General features: G+C 66.6%; 19 protein-coding genes and 1 pseudogene. 6 read left to right on the forward strand and 14 right to left on the reverse strand.

The features are described 5' to 3' along the window. Positions 1-34: 34 nt before the first annotated feature. The 4 genes from gorA to AX730_RS10190 all read right to left on the reverse strand — a co-directional run bounded on the left by gorA (position 35) and on the right by AX730_RS10190 (position 4,494). Positions 35-1,390, reverse strand: a complete 1,356-nt coding sequence (gene gorA, locus AX730_RS10175; RefSeq protein WP_062355702.1) for a glutathione-disulfide reductase — start codon at positions 1,388-1,390, stop codon at positions 35-37. Then, the gene (locus tag AX730_RS10180; protein WP_062355705.1) at positions 1,387-2,637 is read right to left on the reverse strand and encodes an NAD(P)/FAD-dependent oxidoreductase; all 1,251 of its coding nucleotides are present in this window, start codon (positions 2,635-2,637) and stop codon (positions 1,387-1,389) included. The genes gorA and AX730_RS10180 overlap by 4 nt, the downstream gene beginning before the upstream one ends. Positions 2,638-2,656: 19 nt before the next feature. Then, positions 2,657-3,904, reverse strand: a complete 1,248-nt coding sequence (locus AX730_RS10185) for a DUF418 domain-containing protein (protein WP_062355707.1) — start codon at positions 3,902-3,904, stop codon at positions 2,657-2,659. A 110-nt stretch (positions 3,905-4,014) separates the two neighbouring features. After that, positions 4,015-4,494 (reverse strand): FKBP-type peptidyl-prolyl cis-trans isomerase, encoded by a 480-nt coding sequence (locus tag AX730_RS10190; protein ID WP_062355710.1) that lies wholly within the window; start codon positions 4,492-4,494, stop codon positions 4,015-4,017. Between the two features lie 284 nt (positions 4,495-4,778). On the opposite strand from AX730_RS10190, the pseudogene AX730_RS10195 reads away from it, so the two are divergent. The 3 genes and pseudogenes from AX730_RS10195 (at position 4,779) to AX730_RS10205 (ending at position 7,063) form a co-directional block, all read left to right on the forward strand. Beyond that, positions 4,779-5,131, forward strand: a pseudogene (locus tag AX730_RS10195) (C40 family peptidase). A gap of 119 nt (positions 5,132-5,250) precedes the next feature. Beyond that, on the forward strand, positions 5,251-6,024 hold the full coding sequence (locus AX730_RS10200) for a C40 family peptidase (RefSeq protein ID WP_062355713.1): 774 nt from the start codon (positions 5,251-5,253) through the stop codon (positions 6,022-6,024). 172 nt (positions 6,025-6,196) lie between these two features. Beyond that, positions 6,197-7,063 carry a bile acid:sodium symporter family protein gene (locus AX730_RS10205; RefSeq protein WP_062355715.1) on the forward strand — a complete coding sequence of 289 codons (867 nt, stop codon included), beginning with the start codon at positions 6,197-6,199 and terminating at the stop codon, positions 7,061-7,063. Between the two features lie 15 nt (positions 7,064-7,078). On the opposite strand, the gene AX730_RS10210 is transcribed toward AX730_RS10205, so the two are convergent. Then, on the reverse strand, positions 7,079-8,356 hold the full coding sequence (locus AX730_RS10210) for a dicarboxylate/amino acid:cation symporter (protein ID WP_062355718.1): 1,278 nt from the start codon (positions 8,354-8,356) through the stop codon (positions 7,079-7,081). A gap of 175 nt (positions 8,357-8,531) precedes the next feature. Between AX730_RS10210 and AX730_RS10215 the strand changes: the two genes are divergently transcribed. Next, positions 8,532-10,187 (forward strand): alkaline phosphatase family protein, encoded by a 1,656-nt coding sequence (locus AX730_RS10215; protein WP_062355721.1) that lies wholly within the window; start codon positions 8,532-8,534, stop codon positions 10,185-10,187. A 37-nt stretch (positions 10,188-10,224) separates the two neighbouring features. Here the strand turns inward: AX730_RS10215 and AX730_RS10220 are convergent, their stop codons facing one another. Next, positions 10,225-10,671 carry a CopD family protein gene (locus tag AX730_RS10220; RefSeq protein ID WP_062355724.1) on the reverse strand — a complete coding sequence of 149 codons (447 nt, stop codon included), beginning with the start codon at positions 10,669-10,671 and terminating at the stop codon, positions 10,225-10,227. A gap of 96 nt (positions 10,672-10,767) precedes the next feature. Between AX730_RS10220 and AX730_RS10225 the strand changes: the two genes are divergently transcribed. Next, positions 10,768-11,376, forward strand: a complete 609-nt coding sequence (locus tag AX730_RS10225) for a class I SAM-dependent DNA methyltransferase (protein ID WP_062355727.1) — start codon at positions 10,768-10,770, stop codon at positions 11,374-11,376. 80 nt (positions 11,377-11,456) lie between these two features. Continuing rightward, complete coding sequence (locus tag AX730_RS10230; RefSeq protein WP_062355730.1) at positions 11,457-12,704, forward strand: polyhydroxyalkanoate depolymerase; 1,248 nt, start codon at positions 11,457-11,459, stop codon at positions 12,702-12,704. 67 nt (positions 12,705-12,771) lie between these two features. Here AX730_RS10230 and AX730_RS10235 read toward each other — a convergent pair whose 3' ends face one another. The 8 genes from AX730_RS10235 to cyoB all read right to left on the reverse strand — a co-directional run bounded on the left by AX730_RS10235 (position 12,772) and on the right by cyoB (position 19,886). After that, entirely contained in the window at positions 12,772-13,692 is a 921-nt protein-coding gene (locus tag AX730_RS10235; RefSeq protein ID WP_062355733.1) for a sensor domain-containing protein, read from the reverse strand. Continuing rightward, positions 13,689-14,054, reverse strand: coding sequence for a PadR family transcriptional regulator (locus AX730_RS10240; RefSeq protein WP_062355736.1), 366 nt, complete (start codon positions 14,052-14,054; stop codon positions 13,689-13,691). Before AX730_RS10240 ends, AX730_RS10235 begins: the two co-directional genes overlap by 4 nt. Before the next feature lie 155 nt (positions 14,055-14,209). Then, entirely contained in the window at positions 14,210-14,752 is a 543-nt protein-coding gene (locus AX730_RS10245; protein ID WP_232310226.1) for a response regulator transcription factor, read from the reverse strand. Further along, positions 14,736-16,028: an ATP-binding protein gene (locus AX730_RS10250; protein ID WP_232310227.1), complete on the reverse strand. Its 1,293-nt coding sequence runs from the start codon at positions 16,026-16,028 to the stop codon at positions 14,736-14,738. Before AX730_RS10250 ends, AX730_RS10245 begins: the two co-directional genes overlap by 17 nt. Positions 16,029-16,056: 28 nt before the next feature. Then, positions 16,057-16,860: an SURF1 family protein gene (locus AX730_RS10255; RefSeq protein WP_083537844.1), complete on the reverse strand. Its 804-nt coding sequence runs from the start codon at positions 16,858-16,860 to the stop codon at positions 16,057-16,059. Continuing rightward, positions 16,857-17,252, reverse strand: a complete 396-nt coding sequence (gene cyoD, locus AX730_RS10260) for a cytochrome o ubiquinol oxidase subunit IV (RefSeq protein ID WP_062355745.1) — start codon at positions 17,250-17,252, stop codon at positions 16,857-16,859. Before cyoD ends, AX730_RS10255 begins: the two co-directional genes overlap by 4 nt. Next, positions 17,252-17,884 carry a cytochrome o ubiquinol oxidase subunit III gene (gene cyoC / locus AX730_RS10265; protein WP_062355748.1) on the reverse strand — a complete coding sequence of 211 codons (633 nt, stop codon included), beginning with the start codon at positions 17,882-17,884 and terminating at the stop codon, positions 17,252-17,254. The genes cyoD and cyoC overlap by 1 nt, the downstream gene beginning before the upstream one ends. Next, the gene (cyoB, locus tag AX730_RS10270) at positions 17,877-19,886 is read right to left on the reverse strand and encodes a cytochrome o ubiquinol oxidase subunit I (RefSeq protein WP_062355751.1); all 2,010 of its coding nucleotides are present in this window, start codon (positions 19,884-19,886) and stop codon (positions 17,877-17,879) included. Before cyoB ends, cyoC begins: the two co-directional genes overlap by 8 nt. Positions 19,887-19,915: the final 29 nt, after the last annotated feature.

The following is a 19,915-nucleotide window of genomic DNA, read 5'->3' on the forward strand; positions in this document are numbered from 1 at the left end:
TCCGCATTGTATCGCCGTGCCCCGCGGGCCCGGCTCACCGCATCAGCACCACTTCCTCGGCGCTGGTGGGATGGATGGCGACGGTATCGTGCAGGTCGGCCAGGGTGATGCCCTTCTTCAGCGCCACTGCGAAACCCTGCAGCATTTCGTCCGCGCCTTCACCCAGCAGATGCAGCCCGACGACACGCTTTTCCGCGCCCACCAGGACCAGCTTGAACAGGCTGCGCTGCGGCGAATCGGCCAGCGCGTGCAGCATCGGGCGAAAACGGGTCGTCAGCACCGTCACCTCGTCGCCGTGCTGCTCGCGCGCCTCGGCTTCGGTCAGGCCCACCTGACCCACGGGCGGGTGCGAGAACACCACGGTCGGAATCAGCGCGTAATCCAGTCGTGCGTCGGGCTGTCCGCCGAACAGGCGGTCCATCAGCCTGCGCGCCGCCGCGATGGCGACCGGCGTCAGCGCCGTCTGCCCGGTGACATCGCCGACGGCGTGGATGCCGGGGATGTTCGTATCCTGGCGCTCGTCCGCCTGCACGAAGCCATCGGCATAGAGCGTCACGCCGATGGTGTCCAGCCCCATGTCCTGCGTGGTCGCGCGGCGGCCCGTCGCGAAAATCACCTCGTCGAACTTCGCCGTGCGCGTGCCATCCTCGGCCAGCAGCACCACGCCATCCTCCGCCGCACGCTCCAGCGCCGCGACCGCGTGCCCGAAGTGCAGGCGCACGCCGTGCTGGCGTATATCGGCGGCCAGTTCGTCGGTGATCTGGGTGTCGAAACCGTCCAGCAGGCGCGGCCCGCGCACGAACATTTCCACCTGGCTGCCGAGCGCCTGCAGCACGCCCGCCAGCTCGACCGCCACATAGCCACCGCCGACGATGGCGACGCGCGCGGGCGCTGCGCACAGGCTGAAGAAGTCATCGGAAATCTTGCCCAGTTCTACACCCGGTATGCCCGGGCGTACCGGGTGGCCACCGGTCGCGATCAGCAGATGCTTCGCGCTGAGCTGCACGCCATCGGCGTTGACCACCGTGTTCGCGTCCAGCAGGCGGCCGCGGCACGGCATCAGCACCACGCCGCTTTCATCGAGCCGCTTCATGTAGCTGGCATGGATGCCGGCGATGTAGCGCTGGCGATGGACGATGAACTCCTTCCAGTCCAGCGTCGGCGGAATCGCATCGAAGCCGAGCGACGACGCCAGCGCGATCTTCTGCGACAGCTCGGCGGCCAGCCACATCGCCTTCTTCGGCACGCAGCCCACGTTGACGCAGGTGCCGCCCAGTTCCTTCGGTTCCAGCAGGGCCACCCTGGCCCCATGCGATGCCGCGCGGAAGGCGCCCGCGAGGCCACCGGAACCGCCCCCGATCACGATCAGGTCGAACGCCTGCGGTTTCATGCGAATCGCTCCGGTCGGTAAGGTGAAGGGTCGAAGGCCGGCGTGCGACCCGTCATCAGGTCGGCCATCAGCTGGCCGGTCGCGGTGCTCATGCTGATGCCGAGCATGCCGTGGCCGGCCGCCATCCAGACGCGTTCGTAACCCGGCGCGCGCCCCAGCAGCGGCAGGTCGTCCCAGGTCATCGGCCGCCAGCCGCACCAGCGCTCATGCACCTCGGTACCGACAGGTTCGCGCAGGAACTCGCGCGCGCCGCGCTCCAGCGCCGCCAGACGCGTCGCGTTGAGGGTGTCGTCGAGGCCGGAAAACTCCATCGTGCTGCCGAGGCGGAAACCGCTGTCCCACACGGTCACGCAGACGGAGCGGTCCTTCAGCACCATCGGGTGGCGCGGCACGAGGTTCGGACGCGAGTAGGTGATCGAGTAGCCCTTGCCCGGCTGGATGGGCGCCTTCAGTCCCAGCGTGTGGGCGAACGCGGGCGTCCAGGCGCCGAGCGCGATGACCGCATCGCGCCCCTTTCGCTCACCCTGCGATGTCGCCAGGCGCACGCCCGATGCCGTCGCTTCCAGCCGCTCTGCACGGCAGTGCTCCTCGATCAGGCCGCCGCGCTCGCGCACCACGCGCGCGAGTTCGGCCACATAGCGGTCCGGACGCAGGCGTCCATCGCCGGGAAAGCGGATCGCGCCCCTGACGCCCGGCAGCATCGCGGGCTCGTCGCGTTCGTAAGCGGTCCCATCGAACACCTCGGTCGCGATGCCGAACTCTGCCAGCACCGCCGCCTCGTCCACGTATTGCTGGAACTTGCGTGGATCGCGGAAGACGTAGTCCAGCCCTTCTTCCTCGAACTCGCACTGCAGCCGATAGCGGCCGACCCAGTCGGCCAGCCGCGTGCGTGCATCGTTGAGCAGCGCCGCCCGCGACTGCGTGCTCTGCCGCCAGTCGCGCACGTTGCAGCGCGCAGCGAACCGCAGCAGCCAGTGCCATAGCGCGGGATCGACGCGCGGCTTGAGATAGAGCGGTGCGTCCGGGGTGAACATCCAGCGCAGCGCCTGTGCGACCACGCCGGGCGCCGCAAGGGGTGGCGCGTGGCTGGGCGTGATGGTGCCGCAATTGCCGTGCGATGCACCACCGCCCACGGTGCCCGCATCAAGGATGCGAACGCCGCGGCCGGCGTCGAGCAGCGCCAACGCGGTCGCCAGGCCGATGGCACCGCCGCCGATGATGAGGACGTCGTCGTGGGGGGAAGTCACCCCCACAGTCTAGTCGGAATCAGCGGGCGCGAAGCCTTAGCGGCTGCGGTTTCAGGTACGTCGCCGACCGCCACAGCCACTCCATCGGGCCGAACCGGAACCGCGACAGCCACAGGTGGCTGACAAGTACCTGCAGGCCGAACAACGCCAGCGCGAACACCGGGTGCCACGCACGCGGCAACTGTTCGAAGTAGCCGAGGCCGTAACCGTAGAAAATCCACGTGCACACCAGCGACTGCATCAGGTAGTTGGTCAGCGCCATGCGTCCGACCGGCACCAGCCAGCCGAGTGGCCTTTGCCACAGTGGCGACGCCAGCGCACGCAGCACCCAGGCGACATAACCCAGGCACATCAGCAGGTTGGCCAGCATCTGCAATGCGAACGCGGCGGAGATGCGCAGATCGAACGTGGCGAAGTCCATCGTCGGCTCCAGCGCCACCGATCCCAGCATCGCCAACAGCCCTACCGGCAAGGCCACCCAACGCAGGCCGGCGTACAGGCGCGGAAACTCACGCGGCCGCGCAATCGCACCGCTACGCACGAACCACGCGCCCAGCAGGAACATGCCGAACACGATAAAGCCGAACATCGTGATGTTGCTGAGCGCCATGCCTGCACTCTTCAGCCGCTGCCACGTGGCGTCGGCATAACTGCCGCTGCCGTACGCCGCGCGTTCGCTTTCGATCAGCACCCGCATCTGTTCGCCGATCCCGCCCATGGCCTTGTCCCACCCGTCGGTGCCATTGAGCAGCGAGCCCATGCCGCCCATGAGGAACATGAAACCCACGGGCATCACGTACGCAGCCAACCCCAGCCAGATGAACCAGCGGGTCGGCAGCGGGCGGAAGGCGAGCAGGAGGAACGAGCACAGCGCGTACATCATCAGGATGTCGCCGGCCCAGATGAAGAGCGCATGGACCACGCCGAGCGCCAGCAGCACCAGGCCGCGCCGCCAGTACACGCCGGCGAACGGCCGGCCCGCCTGCTCGGCGCGCTGCGACATGACCGCGAAGCCCATCCCGAACAGCAGCGAAAACAGGGTGTAGAACTTGCCCTGCACCAGCACGTACACCAGCAGATCGACGGTGCGGTCCATCCCCACGAGCTTCGGGTCCAGGCCCGTACCCGAGGCCATCACCGGCCCCACGAATCCTTCCAGGTTCATCAGCAGGATGCCCAGCAGCGCGAAGCCGCGCAGCACATCCATCGCTTCGATGCGCTCGGTCACCGCGATCGGCGCCAGGTTGTCCGTGATCGTCGCCGTCATTCCCTTCCCCTTGTTGGTCGCGCCGATTAGACCATGCGCCGCGCTGCATCCGGCCCGCAAAAGAAAACGGCCCGCTTGCGCGGGCCGTCGGATCACACGTGTCGCGCCACTCAGTGGTGGTGGCCGCCATCACCGTGCACATGGCCGTGCTCGAGTTCCTCGGCACTGGCTTCGCGCACGTCGACGATTTCGACATCGAAGTGCAGGTCCTTGCCGGCCATCGGGTGGTTGAGGTCCACGTCCACCACGCTCATGCCGACCTTCTGGATGGTCACCGCGCGCGGACCGAAGTTGGTCTGCAGCACGACCTGCTGGCCCGGCACCAGGCGCTGGTTGCCGAAGTGCTTCTTGGGCACGCGCTGGCCCAGGCCGTCGCGGCGCTCGCCATAGGCATCGGCCGCCGCCACGTCCACGCCGAAGCTCTCGCCGGCTTCGCGGTCCTGCATGGCGTTTTCCAAGCCCGGGATGATGTTGCCGTGGCCGATCAGGATCGCCAGCGGCTCACGGTCCTTCGAGCTTTCGATCGGCTCCTGGCCGGCTTCGGACACGGTGTAATGGAAACGGACGACGCTGTCTTTTGCGATTTTCATGCGGGACTCTGGGCGGGGCCTGCCGGCCGGCAGGACGGGAGCGGCTTGTCGGCCGCAAGGGAATGCGGCGAAGATGCGCCGCGATGAAGGCCCGACATTATCCCGGCTTGCCCCTGCCCGCGCCACTTCGGCCGCGGGCCTTGCTGATGCTCTGCATTGCCCTGCTCGCACTGGCTGGCTGCGGCGGCTCCAAGCCGCAGGCCCGCAAGCCCTCGCCTCCACCCGCCCAGCATGCGTGGCCCATGGTCGAGGCCGACGACCCCGCGGCCGCCAACTCGGTGCTGATGCGTGCGATCGGCCTGGTCGGCACACCCTACCGCTACGGCGGCAACACGCCGGAAGCGGGCTTCGACTGCAGCGGCCTGGTGACCTACGTCTACCGCGACATGCTGGACCTGCGCCTGCCGCGCACCTCGCGCGAGCTGGCGCAGGTGCAGGGACCGAAGATCGAGCCGCGCCGCCTGGCGCCGATCTGGTGTTCTTCGGCAGCAAGGGCAACGTCACACACGTGGGCATCTATGTGGGCGAAGGCCGGTTCGTGCATGCGCCCAGCACCGGCGGGACGGTCCGACTGGACCGTCTGGACGGTCCCTACTGGCGGGACCATTACAGCGGCGCGAAACGCGTGCTTCGTTAGGATTCGGTCAACTCTGTGACGCGGAACGTTCACGCGTAACGAATAAATAACGATATTTGAACCAAATCGGGCCGATCAGGCGGCATTATCGCCCCTGACTTGTTAAACCCCGACCGCGCGTGACGACCGACGACCTGCCGACAGGCCAGCCAGCCGCCACCCACCGCCTGCCGCGGAGGGTTTCCCGACTCCTCATCAGCCTTGGCCTGTGCGCCATGGCGTCCGTGGTACAGGCGCAGACTGCGCCGTCCGATGTGGATACAGCGTCAAGCCGGGCGTCGACCGACGCGACCATCCAGCCGCAGGCCACCAAATCCGTTACGGCCAGCGTCAAGGACCGGGCCGCCGAGGCCGCCACCGCCACACTCTCCGCCCTGCTCCCGCGCCTGGCCGCCAGCGACACGCTGCCGCTGGTCGATCGTTCGGCGATGGTCGCAGGCGACATCAGCAAGTTGCTCGCCGCCTATGACCTCAGCAAGGACGGCGTCGTTGCACAGGAACAGCCGGGCGGCAAGATCCAAGTAGTGCTGCAGCGCGCGCTTGCGCTGATGGGCACACCGTACCGGTGGGGCGGCACCTCGCCCGACAGCGGCTTCGACTGCAGTGGCCTGGTCGGTTACGTCTTCCGCACCGCGCTGGGCATCGAACTGCCGCGCGTCTCCCGCGACATGGCCTCCAAGACCGATGCCGAACCGGTCGGCGCACGCGAAGAACTGCGCCAGGGCGACCTGGTGTTCTTCGGGCTGAAGGGCCGCATCAACCATGTCGGCATCTATGTCGGCGAAGGCCGCTTCCTGCATTCACCGAGCAGCGGCAAGGACGTGCGCGTGGACAGCCTGATCACCGGCTACTGGGCCAACCGCTACCTGAGCGGCCGCCGCGTCGCGATGTAACGCGCGCCGCGACTCGTGAGCATTTCGGAAGGCCGCCTCGTGCGGCCTTCGTGCTTTCCGGCGATCGCGGTGCGCCGCAACTTGCGTCGCACGACGGATTGCGGCGATCCTCCAGTGGCGCGTCGATCATCGCGCACCACCTGTCCGTTGCGCCGAAGGGGAGTCGTACGCGATGCAGGCATCACTGTTGACCAATCTGCTGCTGCCATTGGCCTTGGGCATCATCATGCTCGGCCTTGGGCTGGGACTGACGCTGGAGGATTTCCGCCGCGTCGCGCGCTATCCACGCGCCGTGCTGATCGGCCTGGCCCTGCAGATACTCGTACTGCCCTGGGTCGCATTCGGTCTGGCAATCGGGTTCGGTCTGCCGGCGGAACTCGCGGTCGGCCTGATGCTGCTGGCCGCCTCGCCCGGCGGTGCCACCGCCAACATCTACAGCCATCTCGCCCGTGGCGACGTGGCCCTGAACATCACGCTGACAGCCATCAACAGCCTGCTCTGCCTGCTGACACTGCCGGTGATCCTCAACCTGTCGCTGGAGCACTTCCTCGGCGCAGGACAGTACGTGCCGCCACCGACCAAGAAGGTGGTCGAAGTCGCCGCCATCATCCTGCTCCCCGTCGCCATCGGCATGCTGCTGCGTGCGAAGGCGTCCGGCTTCGCCGCGCGCGCCGAAAAGCCGATCCGCCTGCTGTCGGTACTGGTGCTCGCCCTGCTGGTGGTCGCGGCGGTCGCGCAGGAATGGAAGACGCTGACCACCTACTTCGCCATCGTCGGCCTGGCCTGCCTGCTGTTCAACCTCGCCAGCATGGGCGTCGGCTACGCAGCGCCGCTGGCGCTGCGGCTGCCCAAGAAGCAGGCCATCGCCATCGCGATGGAAATCGGCATCCACAACGGCACGCTGGCGATCTTCATCGCGCTCAACGTGCTGCAGAACCCCACCGTCTCGGTCCCGGCGGCCGTCTACAGCCTGCTGATGTTCGTCACCGCGGCGGTATTCGCCTGGTGGGTGTCGCGCGACAAGGCGACGCTTGCCTGAGGTGCGCGCCGCGACTCAACCTTCCCGGGGGTCGCCTGCTTCCAAGCCCAGGTTGGTCGAAGCAGCTTCGTATATCCCGCGGTCCAGCAGTCCGGTTTCCTTCGCCACCAGCACCGGCACCAGCATCTGGCCGGTGACGTTGGTCATCGTGCGCATCATGTCGAGGATGCGGTCGATCGCCACCAGCAGGCCGATGCCTTCCAGTGGCAGGTTGGCCGCACTCAGTACCACGGTGACCATCACCGTCGCCGTGCCGGGCACGCCGGCGGTGCCGAAGCTGCCCAGCACCGAGGCCAGCAGGATCAGGAAGTACTGGTTGACCGACAGGTCCAGGCCGAAGTACTGCGCCACGAAGACCGACGTCAGCGCCGGATAGATCGCGCCGCAGCCGTCCATCTTGATACTGGCGCCCAGCGGAACGGCGAACGCCGCGTAATCCTTGTCCACGCCGAGGTTGTGGGTGACGCTGCGCAGCGCCACCGGCATCGACGCGAAACTGGACGAACTGGCGAACGCCACCTGCATGCCGGGCGCGGCGCCGCGGAAGAACTTCCATGGATTCAGGCCATGCGCCAGCAGCAGGCTGCCGTAGACCACGACGATGTGCAGCGCACACGCTACGTAGAGCGCACCGATGTAGCTGCCCAACGGCAGCAGCTTCTCGAAACCGTAGGTGCCGACCAGGCTGCCGATCAAGCCGAACGTGCCGATCGGCGTCATTTCCAGCACGAAGCGCGTGACCTGCACCATGGTGTCGCTGGCCTCGCCGGCCAGCTTGCGCAGGCCCGCGCTGCGCTCGCCCAGCTTGACCAGCGCGAAGCCGAGCAGGCCGGCGAAGAAGATGACCTGCAGGATCTTGCCATCGGTCAGCGCCTTGAACGGATTGGCCGGCACGATGTCCAGCAGTACCTGCACCGGCGTGGGGACGTCGCGCACCTGGTAGTCGGGTGCCGTCATCAGACCCGTGAGACCCTTGCCCGGCTGCACGATCCAGCCCACCGCCAGGCCCACGCACACCGCGAGCGCAGCGGTGATCGCGAACCACAGGAAGGTGCGTCCGCCGAGTGCGGCGACCGATTTCTGTCCGTGCAGGCTGGACACGGCATTGATCACCGCGAAGAACACCAGCGGCACCGCGATCATCTTGATCAGGGTGACGTAGAGATCGCCGAGCGGCTTGAGCCAGATCTCCGCTGCGGGCCCCATCAGCCAACCCACCAGGGCGCCCAGCACGAAGCCGGCGACGACGCGCTGCCAGAACGGGATCTTCAACCAGGCCGAGACCAGCTTCATCCAGATGACTCACAGAAACGGACGCGACACCTTAGCCCAAGGCCCTGTGCCGGGCGACCCTGCACGCGGAATGCCCGGTGTCACGAACAGGACACTGCCCGGACGGCATAATGATGCGTCCATCATTTTCCGGTTCGCCATGCTCCCCCGCGCTTTCGTCTCGCCACTCGTCGGCATGACCCTGCTCACCGCACTGGCGGGCTGCGCCAGCACCTCGCAGTCGTCCTCCTCCGCCCTCCACGTCGACGTTCCGACGGTCGCGCACCCGCAGGGCGAGACGCCGCAGTGGTGGTATCGGAATGGTGCGGCGAAGGCCGCCGCGAACGGTGCGATGCAGGGGCGCGCGAAGAACGTCATCGTGTTCCTCGGCGACGGCATGAGCCTGACCACGGTCGCGGCCGCACGCATCTTCGAAGGCCAGCGCAAGGGCACGCCGGGCGAGGAAAACCTGCTGAGCTGGGAGCGCTTCCCGCATACCGCCTTCAGCAAGACCTACAACACCGATTCGCAGACGCCCGACTCCGCCGGCACCATGACCGCCGTCGCCACCGGCGTGAAAACGCACATGGGCGCGATCGGCGTCTCCGCGGGCCGCAAGGGCGAATGCACGCCCGACGGCAGCAAGGACCTGCTCAGCTGGCTGATGCTGGCCGACAGCGCCGGGTTGGCCACCGGCATCGTCACCACGGCCCGCATCACGCATGCGACGCCCGCGGCGACGTATGCGCATGTGTCGCATCGCGACTGGGAGAACGACACCGACCTGCCGCCGGAAGCGGTCGAAGCGGGCTGCAAGGACATCGCGCAGCAGTTGATGGCCGCCGCGCGTTTCGGCCATGGCCCGACGGTGGCGCTGGGCGGCGGTCGCGGCGAGTTCCTGCCGATCGACGTGCGCGATCCCGAGGAGGACGACAAGGTCGGCCAGCGCCTGGACGGCCGCAACCTCGTCGACGAATGGAAGCAGGCCCACCCACAGGGTGCCTACGTCACCAACACGCAGCAGCTGGACGCCGCGGCCGACGCACCGCAACTGCTCGGCCTGTTCGAGTATGACCACATGCAGTTCGAACACGACCGCCGCAAGGATGCCCAGGGCGAGCCTTCGCTGGCCGACCTGACACGCGTCGCCATCCGCACCCTGTCGCGCAAACGCGATGGCTTCGTGCTGCTGGTGGAAGGCGCGCGCATCGACCACGCCAACCACTACGGCAATGCCTATCGCGCGCTCGGCGAGACCGTGGCGATGTCGGATGCCGTGCAGGCCGCGGTGGATGCGACGTCGCAGGACGACACGCTGATCCTGGTCACCGCCGATCATTCGCACACGCTCAATTTCGTCGGCTATCCGGTGCGCGGCAACCCGATCCTCGGCAAGGTGCGCGGCCAGGGCGGCGAAGACGACACACCGGGCGACCTCGCTCGCGACCAGAACGGCCTGACCTTCACCACGCTGACCTATGCCAACGGCCCCGGCTACACCGGCGCCAGCAACCGCCAGCCCGCCGGCCCGAAGCATTTCCTGCATGCACCGAGCAGCGTGGAAACGTCGGAAGGCCGTCCGGACCTGAGCCAGGTCGACACCGAGCATCCCGACTACCTGCAGGAAGCGCTGGTGCCACTGAAATCGGAATCGCACGGCGGCGAAGACGTCGGCATCTGGGCCAGCGGCCCCGGCAGCGATGCCGTGCGCGGCACCGTCGAGCAGAACACGATCTACCACGTCGTCGTGCAGGCGACGCCCGCGTTGCGTGCCCGCCTGTGTGCCGCCAACACCTGCGATGCCAACGGCGTGCCGGTCGAGCTGCCGAAGCCAGTGGATTTCCAGAAGTAGTGAACGACCTGCTCCGGCGGTTGCCGGAGCAGGTGCGTCAGAACGGCTTGGCCAGCACGAGCCAGATGACCGCGATCAACGCGAACAGCGGAAGTTCGTTGAACCACTTCAGCGCCGTCGGCGAAGGCAGCGACTTGCCCTTCGCCACGCCCTTCAGCCAGCGGCCCGCGACGATGAAGTGCGCGAACATCAGTGCGACCAGCGTCAGCTTGGCGTGCAGCCATCCCGTGCCGGGGCCGACCATCGTCTGGAAATCCGGAATCACCCGGTAGCCCAGCCACAGCACCAGACCCAGGATCACGGCGATACCGAACATGCTGTGGCCGAAGCCGTACAGCCGGCGCCCCATCAGCAGCAGGCGCGCCTGCACGTCGGCCTGCCCGGTCGTCTCGGCCAGGTTGACCAGGATGCGCGGCAGGTAGAACACCGTCGCCATCCAGGCGATGACGAAGACGAGATGGAAGGTCTTGACCCACAGGTACATGCGGCTGGCTCCGGCTGGCGGCACGGGATTGGATGGCGCATAGGATAGCGCGCCACATCACGTAAGCTTCCCGCCTTCCTGTTCCCGGATGCCCGCATGACCAAGCAGTACGACGCCGATTACTTCCAGCGCTGGTACCGCGACGGCGACATCGGCGGCGCGCCGCGCCTCGCGCGCAAGATCGCGCTGGCCGTGGCGGTAGCCGAGTACCACCTGGAGCGTCCGATCCGCACCGTGCTCGACATCGGCTGCGGCGAAGGCGCGTGGCGCGCGCCGCTGCTGAAGCTGCGGCCGAAACTGCAGTACCTCGGCTTCGACGGCAGCGAGTACGCGGTCCGGCGATTCGGGCGCACGCGCAATGTGCACTATGCGTGCTTCGAAGATTTCGAATACCTGCGTCCCTGCGAACCCGTCGATCTGCTGGTGTGCTCGGACGTGCTGCACTACGTGCCAACGCGCGACCTGAAGCGAGGACTGCCCGGCCTGGCCGAACTGTGCGGTGGCGTGGCGTTCCTGGAGACCTTCGCGAAGGAAGACGAGTTCGAAGGCGACCACGAGGGCTTCGTACCGCGCAAGGCGGCGTGGTATCGGCAGGCCTTCAACGGCGAGGGTTTCCAGTCCATCGGCAACCATTGCTGGCTGGGGCCACGGCTGGCGGGCGACGTGGCGGTACTGGAGGCGGCGGATTATCGGCCGATAACCTGAACAGGCCACGCGCGGTGACCCTGCCTTTGGGGTATGCTGCGGCGCAGCACCGCGCACCAAAAGTGGGATTCAGGACCGCCATGACCTTGTACCAACTGCACGAACTCGGACGCGCATGGATGGCGCCGCTGGCCTACATGGCCGAAGCGAACGCGCGCATCTTCTCCGCCCCGACCAGTTGGCTGTCCAACGTGCCGGGCGCCGAGCGCATCGCCGCCGGCAACGAACTGATCTACCGGATCGGCAAGGATTACGAGAAACCGGCGTGGGAGATCCACGAGGTCGAGGTCGAAGGCCGCACCGTTCCCGTCGTGGAGCAGGAGATCGTCAAGAAGCCGTTCTGCCGGCTGCTGCGCTTCAAGCGCTACACCGACGACGCCGGGACGATCACCACGCTGAAAGACGACCCGGTCGTGCTGGTGGTCGCGCCGCTCTCCGGCCACCACGCCACGTTGCTGCGTGATACCGTGCGCACGCTGCTGCGCGACCACAAGGTCTACGTGACCGACTGGGTCGACGCGCGCATGGTGCCGGAGGCCGAAGGCGCCTTCAGCCTCGACGACTACGTCGCCTACGTGGAGGAGTTCATCCGCCACATCGGCGCGGACAACCTGCACGTGATCAGCGTCTGCCAGCCGACGGTGCCGGTGCTGGCCGCCGTGTCGCTGATGGCCGCGCGCGGTGAAGCCACGCCGCGCTCGCTGGTGATGATGGGCGGCCCGATCGATGCGCGCCGCAGCCCCACCGAGGTTAACAGCCTGGCCACGCGCAATCCGCTGTCGTGGTTCGAGAACAACGTCATCCACACGGTACCGACGCCTTACCCCGGCGAAGGTCGACGCGTATATCCGGGCTTCCTGCAGCACGCCGGTTTCATTGCCATGAATCCCAGCCGTCACTTCATGTCGCACTGGGATTTCTATGCCGACCTGGTCAAGGGCGACCAGCAGGATGCCGAGTCGCACCGCAAGTTCTACGACGAATACAACGCCGTGCTCGACATGCCGGCCGAGTACTACCTGGACACCATCCGTACCGTGTTCCAGGAGTTCCTGCTGCCGCGCGGCCAGTGGAAGGTCAACGGCGAACTGGTGAAGCCGGCCGCGATCAAGAAAACCGCGCTGATGAGCATCGAGGGCGAACTCGATGACATCTCCGGCCAGGGCCAGACCGCCGCCGCACACGACCTGTGCACCGGCATCGCGAAGGCGCACCACAGGCACCTGACCGTCGAGGGCGCCGGCCACTACGGCATCTTCAGCGGCCGCCGCTGGCGCGAACAGGTGTATCCGCAGGTGCGCGACTTCATCGCCAAATACGCCGACTGACTCCGTGCCAGTGCAGGAAAAGGAAAGCCGCCCGCGGGCGGCTTTCTTCGTTTCCAGTCCTGCGGCGTCAGACCACCGGCGTACGCACCAGCAGATGCTTGGCCAGCCAGCCGTGGAACAGGCCGACCGCGCGTGCCAGATGCAGGGTGGCGAACAGCAGGATGAAGCCGATGACGGAAAACAGCGGCAGCAACCAGGGCGCTTCCGTGACCAGGTTCCAGTTCCCGAAGGTGAACACATAGCCTTGGCCCACGAAGAGCGCCAGCGGCGACGCGATCAATCCCAATGACGTCGACAGCAGCGCGATCGCCACACAGAAGTACAGGATGCCCAGCGGAAGCATCAGCACCATGTACATCAACGCGGTCCACGTGCGGCCATCCGTGAACAGTTCCTTCAACCGCGTCATCCAGGGTTTGTCGCGCTGCGTGTAGAGCGGGCGGCGCGGCATACGCACGCCGAGCAGCACTTCCACCACGCGACCCTCGGCCAGCGACAACAGGCGTATCGACATGAGGAACAGCAGCAGCAACGGGATGCCGATGATGACCGTCAGCAGGCCTGTCGACGTGCTGAATCCCATCAAGGCCCATACGGAATAGAAGATGCCGGTGATCAGCGACAGCAGCATGTAGAACAGTGCGCCGTATGCCCGCGGATCCGCGACGACACCGAAGAACCGGCCCAGCGCCGACGTGCGCTTCGGCGGTACCGGCGGACGCAGCGCCCTGGCGACCGTGACCTCGGTTTCGCGGTAGATGTCGGCGACTTCGTCCGGCGCGCCGTAGCTGCCGGCGACCGAGGCGATCACCTCGGCTTCCGACCTGCCCGGGTTCTCGGCCATTTCGGAGCGCAGGTATTCCTCCGCGTCGTAGACGGCGTCCTGGATCATCGCCTTGTCGGCGCCGGTCAATGCCGCGCGCAGCTGGTCCAGGTATTCGGGGATGGTGGTGGGCAGGCGGCTGCCCGGGACGGTGGTGGTGTTCATGCAGGAATCCCCTCAAGCACGGAATCGACGGAATCGCGGGTGGCGCGCCAGGCGGCGGCCCAGGACTGCAGGGTCTGCCGCCCTGCCTCGGTGATGCGGTAGTAGCGGCGCGGCGGCCCGGCGACGGAGGGTTCGACGAAGCTGTCCAGCAGCCCGCCGCCCTCCAGGTTGCGCAGCACCGGGTACAGCGCGCTCTGCTTGCCGCTGAGCACGCCGTCGCCGACGCGCTCCAGCTGCTTGGCGATCAGGTAGCCGTAAAGAGGCTCCCCGGCGCGGGCCAGCACCGCCAGCAGCGCCAGCGACACGGTGCCGGCGCTGAGCTCTTTCTGGAACTTCTTCAGGTGGATGTCGGGCTCGTTCATCGCTTCCCCCTCTGCGGGACCCCCGCTAGGTTGGAGACGATGCTATTGCGAACTTTGATATAGCGAATGTGCCAGTAGTCACCCGGACCTCAGGCCACCAGGCAAGGTCGCCGTCCCCCGCGGGACGGGCCGAATCCAGGGTGGTGGTGGCGCCGCTACTTGACCCGGCGCTTCTCGAGCTTGCGCGCCAGCGTGCGCCGGTGCAGCCCCAGCCGGCGGGCGGCCTCGGAGATGTTGAAGTCGCTGGCCGCCAGCGCTTCGTGGATGTGCTCCCACTCCAGCGTCTTGATCGACGTGGTGCGCTCGGTGAGCTCCACGTCGGTATCGCCGGCGGCGCGCTGGAAGGCGGCCTCGATGTCGTCGGTGTTGGACGGCTTGGCCAGGTAATGGCGGGCGCCCAGCTTGATCGCTTCCACCGCAGTGGCGATGCTCGCGTAGCCGGTCAGCACGATGATGACCATCTCCGCATCGAAGGCATGCAGGTGCTTCACGCTGGACAGGCCGGACGCGCCACCGGCGAGCTTCAGGTCGACGACCGCATGCGTCGGCGCGAAGTCTTGCAGCAGTGCGGGCATGCCCTCCTCGCCGGCGAGATGGCGCACCTGGTAGCCACGGCGTTCGAACGATCGGACCAGCGTGCGCGCGAACGCCGCATCGTCCTCGACGATCAGCAGACGGCGATCACTCTTGCTCATCATCGTCGTCCTCCTCGATGGCGATGGCGGCGAGCGGCAGCGCCAGCGTGACCACGGCCCCGCCCTGCGGCCGGTTCTTCGCCGTCAGGCTACCACCCAGCGTGCGCGCGACATTCACCGACAGGAACAGGCCCAGTCCGCCGCCCGGCCGGCCCTTGCTGGTGTTGTAGGGCGTGCCCAGCCGTTGCAGGACGTCCGGCACGAACCCGGTGCCGGCATCGCCGATCTCGATCACCAGCGTGTCGCCGTCGCAGCGCGCCTCCATCGCCACCCATTGCGGCGACGACTCCAGCGCATTGTCGAGCACGTTGAAGACCATCTGCCGCAGGCCGACGTCGGAGACGATGTCCGGGTCCACGTCGCAACGATTGTGGTAGCGGAAGGATGCTGGATTGCGTGCCTCGCGCCATTCGTTCGCCAGCTCGTCCAGCATGGCGTGCAGCGTGGTTTCGGTCGGCGCCTCGGCGCGGGGTCCGCCCGCGGCGAGCAGGATGTTGGTGACGATCGATTTGCAGCGCGCCACTTGCGCCTGCATTTCCAGCACGTCGTTGTGCAGTTCCCCGTCGGAGGCCATCGTCGGCAGGTGTTGCCAGTCGCCGAGGATCACCGACAGCGTGGACAGCGGCGTGCCCAGTTCGTGCGCCGCGCCCGAGGCCAGCAGGCCCATGCGGACGATATGGTCTTCCTCGGCGGCGCGCTGGCGCAGTTCCGCCAGGCGCGCATCGCGCTCGCGCAGGATGCGGCCGATGCGGGTGATGAACACCACCAGCAGACCGGCGATCAGCAGGAAACAGATCAACAGGCCCTGCACGTAGTGGTCGGCCAGGCCGCGCGCGGGCTCGACCGTCAGTTCCAGCGGCGTGCGTACCAGCGTCAGGCCGGTCACGCACAGTGCGGCGGCCGCCGCGATCACCCAGCTCAGCGGTGCGCGCAACAGCACCGTGCCCAGCACGACCTGCAGCAGGTACAGGAAGACGAACGGATTGGTGATGCCGCCGGACAGGTACAGCTGGATCGTCAGCGAGGCCACGTCGACCAGCAGGCCCACCAGCAACGCGATGCTCGACACGTGCTCGCGTCGCCGGCACCACAGCTGGCTGACCAGGTTGAACACGGCCAACGCGGCCAATACGCCGCACATCAACCCGAGTGGCAACGCGATGCCCAACCCGTAGTGCACCGCCAGGATGGTGGCCACCTGCCCGACCACGGCGATCCAGCGCAACTGGATCAGCTGCTGCATGTTCCGCAGCCCCGCCCTGTCGCGGGAGCTGCTCACGGCAGACGTCCTGCGTACGGTGCCGGCCTCATCCTGGCTCGTGGGTGCGTGCATGATCGGGGCGCGAGTCGTTCCGCCACCGATCATGGCGCAATCGGCGTTCCGACGCGACCAGATACCCGCCAGCTACCAGCGTCAGCAACGCCATGCCGAACCACGTGAGCGCATAGGACAGATGCGAATCGCGGAACTTCACCACGGTCATGCCACCGCGCGGCCAATCGCGCGACGCCGGATCGCGGTCGGCATCGATGAAGAACGGCGCGACCTGTCCCGCAGTCAGTCCCTGCTTTCGTGCGATGGCGGCGACATCGCGCGAATACCAGCGGTCCTGTTCCGGCGCGTTGCGGCGCAGGAAACCGCCCTCCGGCTCACTGATGCGCAGCAGCCCTTCCACCGCCACCCGGCCCTCCGGCGCAGGCGATGCCGTGCCACTGATCGGCACGAAGCCACGGTTCACCAGTACGTAGTCGCCGTCATCGGCCTGCAAAGGCTGCAGCACCCAGAAGCCGCCACCGAGTTCGGTGACCGCCTGCGTGCGCGTTCCGGCTCCAGGCACGAAGCGCCCGGTAACCGATACACGCCGATAGCTGTCGGTCGCATCGGCGATCGAGGGCCATCGCGTGCGCGATGGCGAGGGCATGGCGACCGCATGGATGCGCGCATCGACACGGGCGATCAGGTCGTGCTTCCACGCCATCCGCTGCAGCTGCCAGACGCCCAGCGCGATGAAACCCGCGCAGGCGATGACCAGCAGCCCGCCGAACGCGACCAGCCACCGCCTGCGCGGCACGCGCGACGCGGCCGGAAACGCGGCGGCCGGATCGGTCACGGCAGGCTCTGGGCCGCTTCCTGCATCTGACGCATGTCGTGCGTGCCGGGCATCATGTTGGTGTTCATGTTGTGCATGACCCACAGCGTACCGATCAGCACGATCACCAGCAGGACCGTGGTGAAGATCAGCGCGAACAGGTTCCAGCCGCCTTCCGACTTCGGATTCATGTGCAGGAAGTAGACCATGTGCACGACCACCTGGACCATGGCGAACGCCAGGATCACCAGCGTGGTGATCGTGGGCGTGGGCAGCACCTTGCCCATCACCAGCCAGAACGGAATCGCGGTGAGGATCACCGACAGCACGAAGCCCGTCACGTACTCCTTCACGTTGACGTGCGGGATACCGTCCTCGAGGAAGTCGTCGTCATGGGAAGAAGGATTGCTCATCACTGCACGCCCATCAGGTAGACGAAGGTGAAGACGCCGATCCAGACGACGTCCAGGAAGTGCCAGAACATCGACAGGCAGGCGATGCGGCGCGTGGTGGTCCGGTTGAGCCCCCACTTGCGCACCTGGAAGCACAGCACGACCAGCCAGACGACGCCGAACAGCACGTGCAGGCCATGCGTGCCGACCAGCGTGAAGAACGCCGACAGGAACGCGCTGCGCTGTGGACCCGCCCCGAGGTGGATCAGGTGGTAGAACTCGTACACCTCGATCGACAGGAAGGCCAGGCCCAGTAGGCCGGTCACCAGCAGCCAGCCGATGGTCGCGCGCACGTTGCGCTTGAACATCGCCAGCATGGCGAAGCCGTAGGTGATCGAGGAGACCAGCAGGATCGCGGTGTTGATCGCGATCAGGTGGAGGTTGGGGAAGAACAGGTCGCGGCCGGACGGCCCCGCGGCGTAGCTGCCCGAGAAAACGCCGAACGTGGCGAACAGACTGCCGAAGATCATCAGGTCGCTGAGCAGGTAGATCCAGAACCCCAGCAGCGTGCCGTTCTCGGGATGATGCTTGCCTTCGGTGTCCAGGAACACCGGCGAACCGTCGGGACGGGTCAGGGCGATAGACTCAGACATGGACGCGCTCCAGCTGTCGGGTACGCGCGAGTTCGGTCTCCTCGACCTCGTCGACGGGGATGTAATAGTCGCGATCGCGGTCGAAGCTGTGCCAGATCGCATAGACGATCGTCGCCAGCAGCGACACGCCCGCCAACCACCAGACATGCCAGATCAACGCGAACCCGCACAGCGTGCTCAGCACGGACAGGATGACGCCGGCACCGGTGTTGCGCGGCATGTGGATCGCCTTGAAGCCATCCTGCGGTCGTTCGAAGCCGCGCTGCTTCATGTCCGTCCAGGCATCGGTGTCGTGCACGACCGGGGTGAAGGCGAAGTTGTAGTCCGGCGGTGGCGATGAGGTGGACCACTCCAGGGTCCGGCCATCCCACGGGTCGCCGGTGTGGTCGCGCAACTGCTCACGGCGACGGAAGCTGATGTAGATGCAGAACAGGAACGCGGCGATGCCGATGGCCACCAGCACCGCGCCGAACGCGGCGATCTGGAACCAGATCTGCAGCGACGGATCGTCGAAATGGCTCATGCGGCGCGTCACGCCCATCAGGCCCAGCACGTACAGCGGCGTGAACGCGAACCAGTAGCCGGCCAGCCAGAACCAGAACGCGACCTTGCCCCAGAAGTCGTCGAGCCTGAAGCCGAAGGCTTTCGGGAACCAGTGCGTCATCGCCGCGAACAGGCCGAACACCACGCCGCCGATGATGACGTTGTGGAAGTGCGCCACCAGGAACAGGCTGTTGTGCAGCACGAAATCCGCAGGCGGCACCGCCAGCAGCACGCCGGTCATGCCGCCCACGACGAAGGTGACCATGAAGCCCATCGTCCACAGCATCGGCACTTCGAAGCGGATTCGGCCGCGGTACATGGTGAACAGCCAGTTGAAGATCTTCGCGCCGGTCGGGATCGAGATGATCATCGTGGTGATGCCGAAGAACGAGTTGACGCTGGCACCCGAGCCCATGGTGAAGAAGTGGTGCAGCCACACCAGGTACGACAGCACGGTGATGCAGACCGTGGCGTAGACCATCGACGAGTAACCGAACAGGCGCTTGCCCGAATAGGTGGACACGATCTCGGAGAACACGCCGAACAGCGGCAGGATCAGGATGTAGACCTCCGGGTGGCCCCAGATCCAGATCAGGTTGACGTACAGCATGGCGTTGCCGCCAAGGTCGGTGGTGAAGAAATTGGTACCGACGTAGCGGTCCAGCGTCATCAGCACCAGCACGGCGGTCAGCACCGGGAACGAGACCACGATCAGCACGTTGGTGCACAGCGCCGTCCACGTGAACACCGGCATCTTCATCATGCCCATGCCGGGCGCGCGCATCTTCAGGATGGTCACCAGCAGGTTGACGCCTGATAACAACGTGCCGACGCCGGCGATCTGCAACGCCCAGATGTAGTAGTCCAACCCCACCCCGGCATCCTGGTTGCCCAGGTTGGACAGGGCCAGCCACCCCGACGTCGAAAACTCGCCCAGGAACAGCGACAGCATGACCAGCACCGCGCCGGCGGTGGTCATCCAGAAACTGAAGTTGTTGAGGAACGGGAACGCCACGTCGCGCGCGCCGATCTGCAGCGGCACCAGGTAGTTCATCAGGCCGGTGACCAGCGGCATGGCCACGAAGAAGATCATGATCACGCCGTGCGCGGTGAATATCTGGTCGTAGTGGTTCGGCGGCAGGAAGCCCGTGTTGTCGCCGAAGGCCATCGCCTGGTGCAGGCGCATCATGATCGCGTCGGCGAAACCGCGCAGCAGCATCACCAGGCCGAGCACCATGTACATGATGCCGATCTTCTTGTGGTCGATGCTGGTGAACCACTCACGCCACAGCCAGCCCCACAACTTGTACTTGGTGATCACCGCAAGCAGCGCAGCGCCACCGATGCAGGTGCCGATGAACGTCGCGGCGACAATCGGGTCGTACAGCATGGGAATCGCATCCCAGGCCAGGCGACCGGTGATCGGGGAATGCGTGACGGTGCTGGTATCAAAAGCCATCGGGCGAATCCGGTGAATCCAGGGGTGAG

The sequence above is a fragment of the Pseudoxanthomonas mexicana genome, from assembly GCF_001556105.1.
Classification (GTDB): domain Bacteria; phylum Pseudomonadota; class Gammaproteobacteria; order Xanthomonadales; family Xanthomonadaceae; genus Pseudoxanthomonas_A; species Pseudoxanthomonas_A mexicana_A.

Excerpts from the sequence above, each read along its gene's own strand:
- gorA (WP_062355702.1), bottom strand. The coding sequence starts at position 1,390 with ATGAAACCGCAGGCGTTCGACCTGATCGTGATCGGGGGCGGTTCCGGT.
- AX730_RS10185 (WP_062355707.1), bottom strand. The coding sequence starts at position 3,904 with ATGACGGCGACGATCACGGACAACCTGGCGCCGATCGCGGTGACCGAG.
- AX730_RS10190 (WP_062355710.1), bottom strand. The coding sequence starts at position 4,494 with ATGAAAATCGCAAAAGACAGCGTCGTCCGTTTCCATTACACCGTGTCC.
- AX730_RS10205 (WP_062355715.1), top strand. The coding sequence starts at position 6,197 with ATGCAGGCATCACTGTTGACCAATCTGCTGCTGCCATTGGCCTTGGGC.
- AX730_RS10210 (WP_062355718.1), bottom strand. The coding sequence starts at position 8,356 with ATGAAGCTGGTCTCGGCCTGGTTGAAGATCCCGTTCTGGCAGCGCGTC.
- AX730_RS10215 (WP_062355721.1), top strand. The coding sequence starts at position 8,532 with ATGACCCTGCTCACCGCACTGGCGGGCTGCGCCAGCACCTCGCAGTCG.
- AX730_RS10220 (WP_062355724.1), bottom strand. The coding sequence starts at position 10,671 with ATGTACCTGTGGGTCAAGACCTTCCATCTCGTCTTCGTCATCGCCTGG.
- AX730_RS10225 (WP_062355727.1), top strand. The coding sequence starts at position 10,768 with ATGACCAAGCAGTACGACGCCGATTACTTCCAGCGCTGGTACCGCGAC.
- AX730_RS10230 (WP_062355730.1), top strand. The coding sequence starts at position 11,457 with ATGACCTTGTACCAACTGCACGAACTCGGACGCGCATGGATGGCGCCG.
- AX730_RS10235 (WP_062355733.1), bottom strand. The coding sequence starts at position 13,692 with ATGAACACCACCACCGTCCCGGGCAGCCGCCTGCCCACCACCATCCCC.
- AX730_RS10240 (WP_062355736.1), bottom strand. The coding sequence starts at position 14,054 with ATGAACGAGCCCGACATCCACCTGAAGAAGTTCCAGAAAGAGCTCAGC.
- AX730_RS10245 (WP_232310226.1), bottom strand. The coding sequence starts at position 14,752 with ATGATGAGCAAGAGTGATCGCCGTCTGCTGATCGTCGAGGACGATGCG.
- cyoD (WP_062355745.1), bottom strand. The coding sequence starts at position 17,252 with ATGAGCAATCCTTCTTCCCATGACGACGACTTCCTCGAGGACGGTATC.
- cyoC (WP_062355748.1), bottom strand. The coding sequence starts at position 17,884 with ATGTCTGAGTCTATCGCCCTGACCCGTCCCGACGGTTCGCCGGTGTTC.
- cyoB (WP_062355751.1), bottom strand. The coding sequence starts at position 19,886 with ATGGCTTTTGATACCAGCACCGTCACGCATTCCCCGATCACCGGTCGC.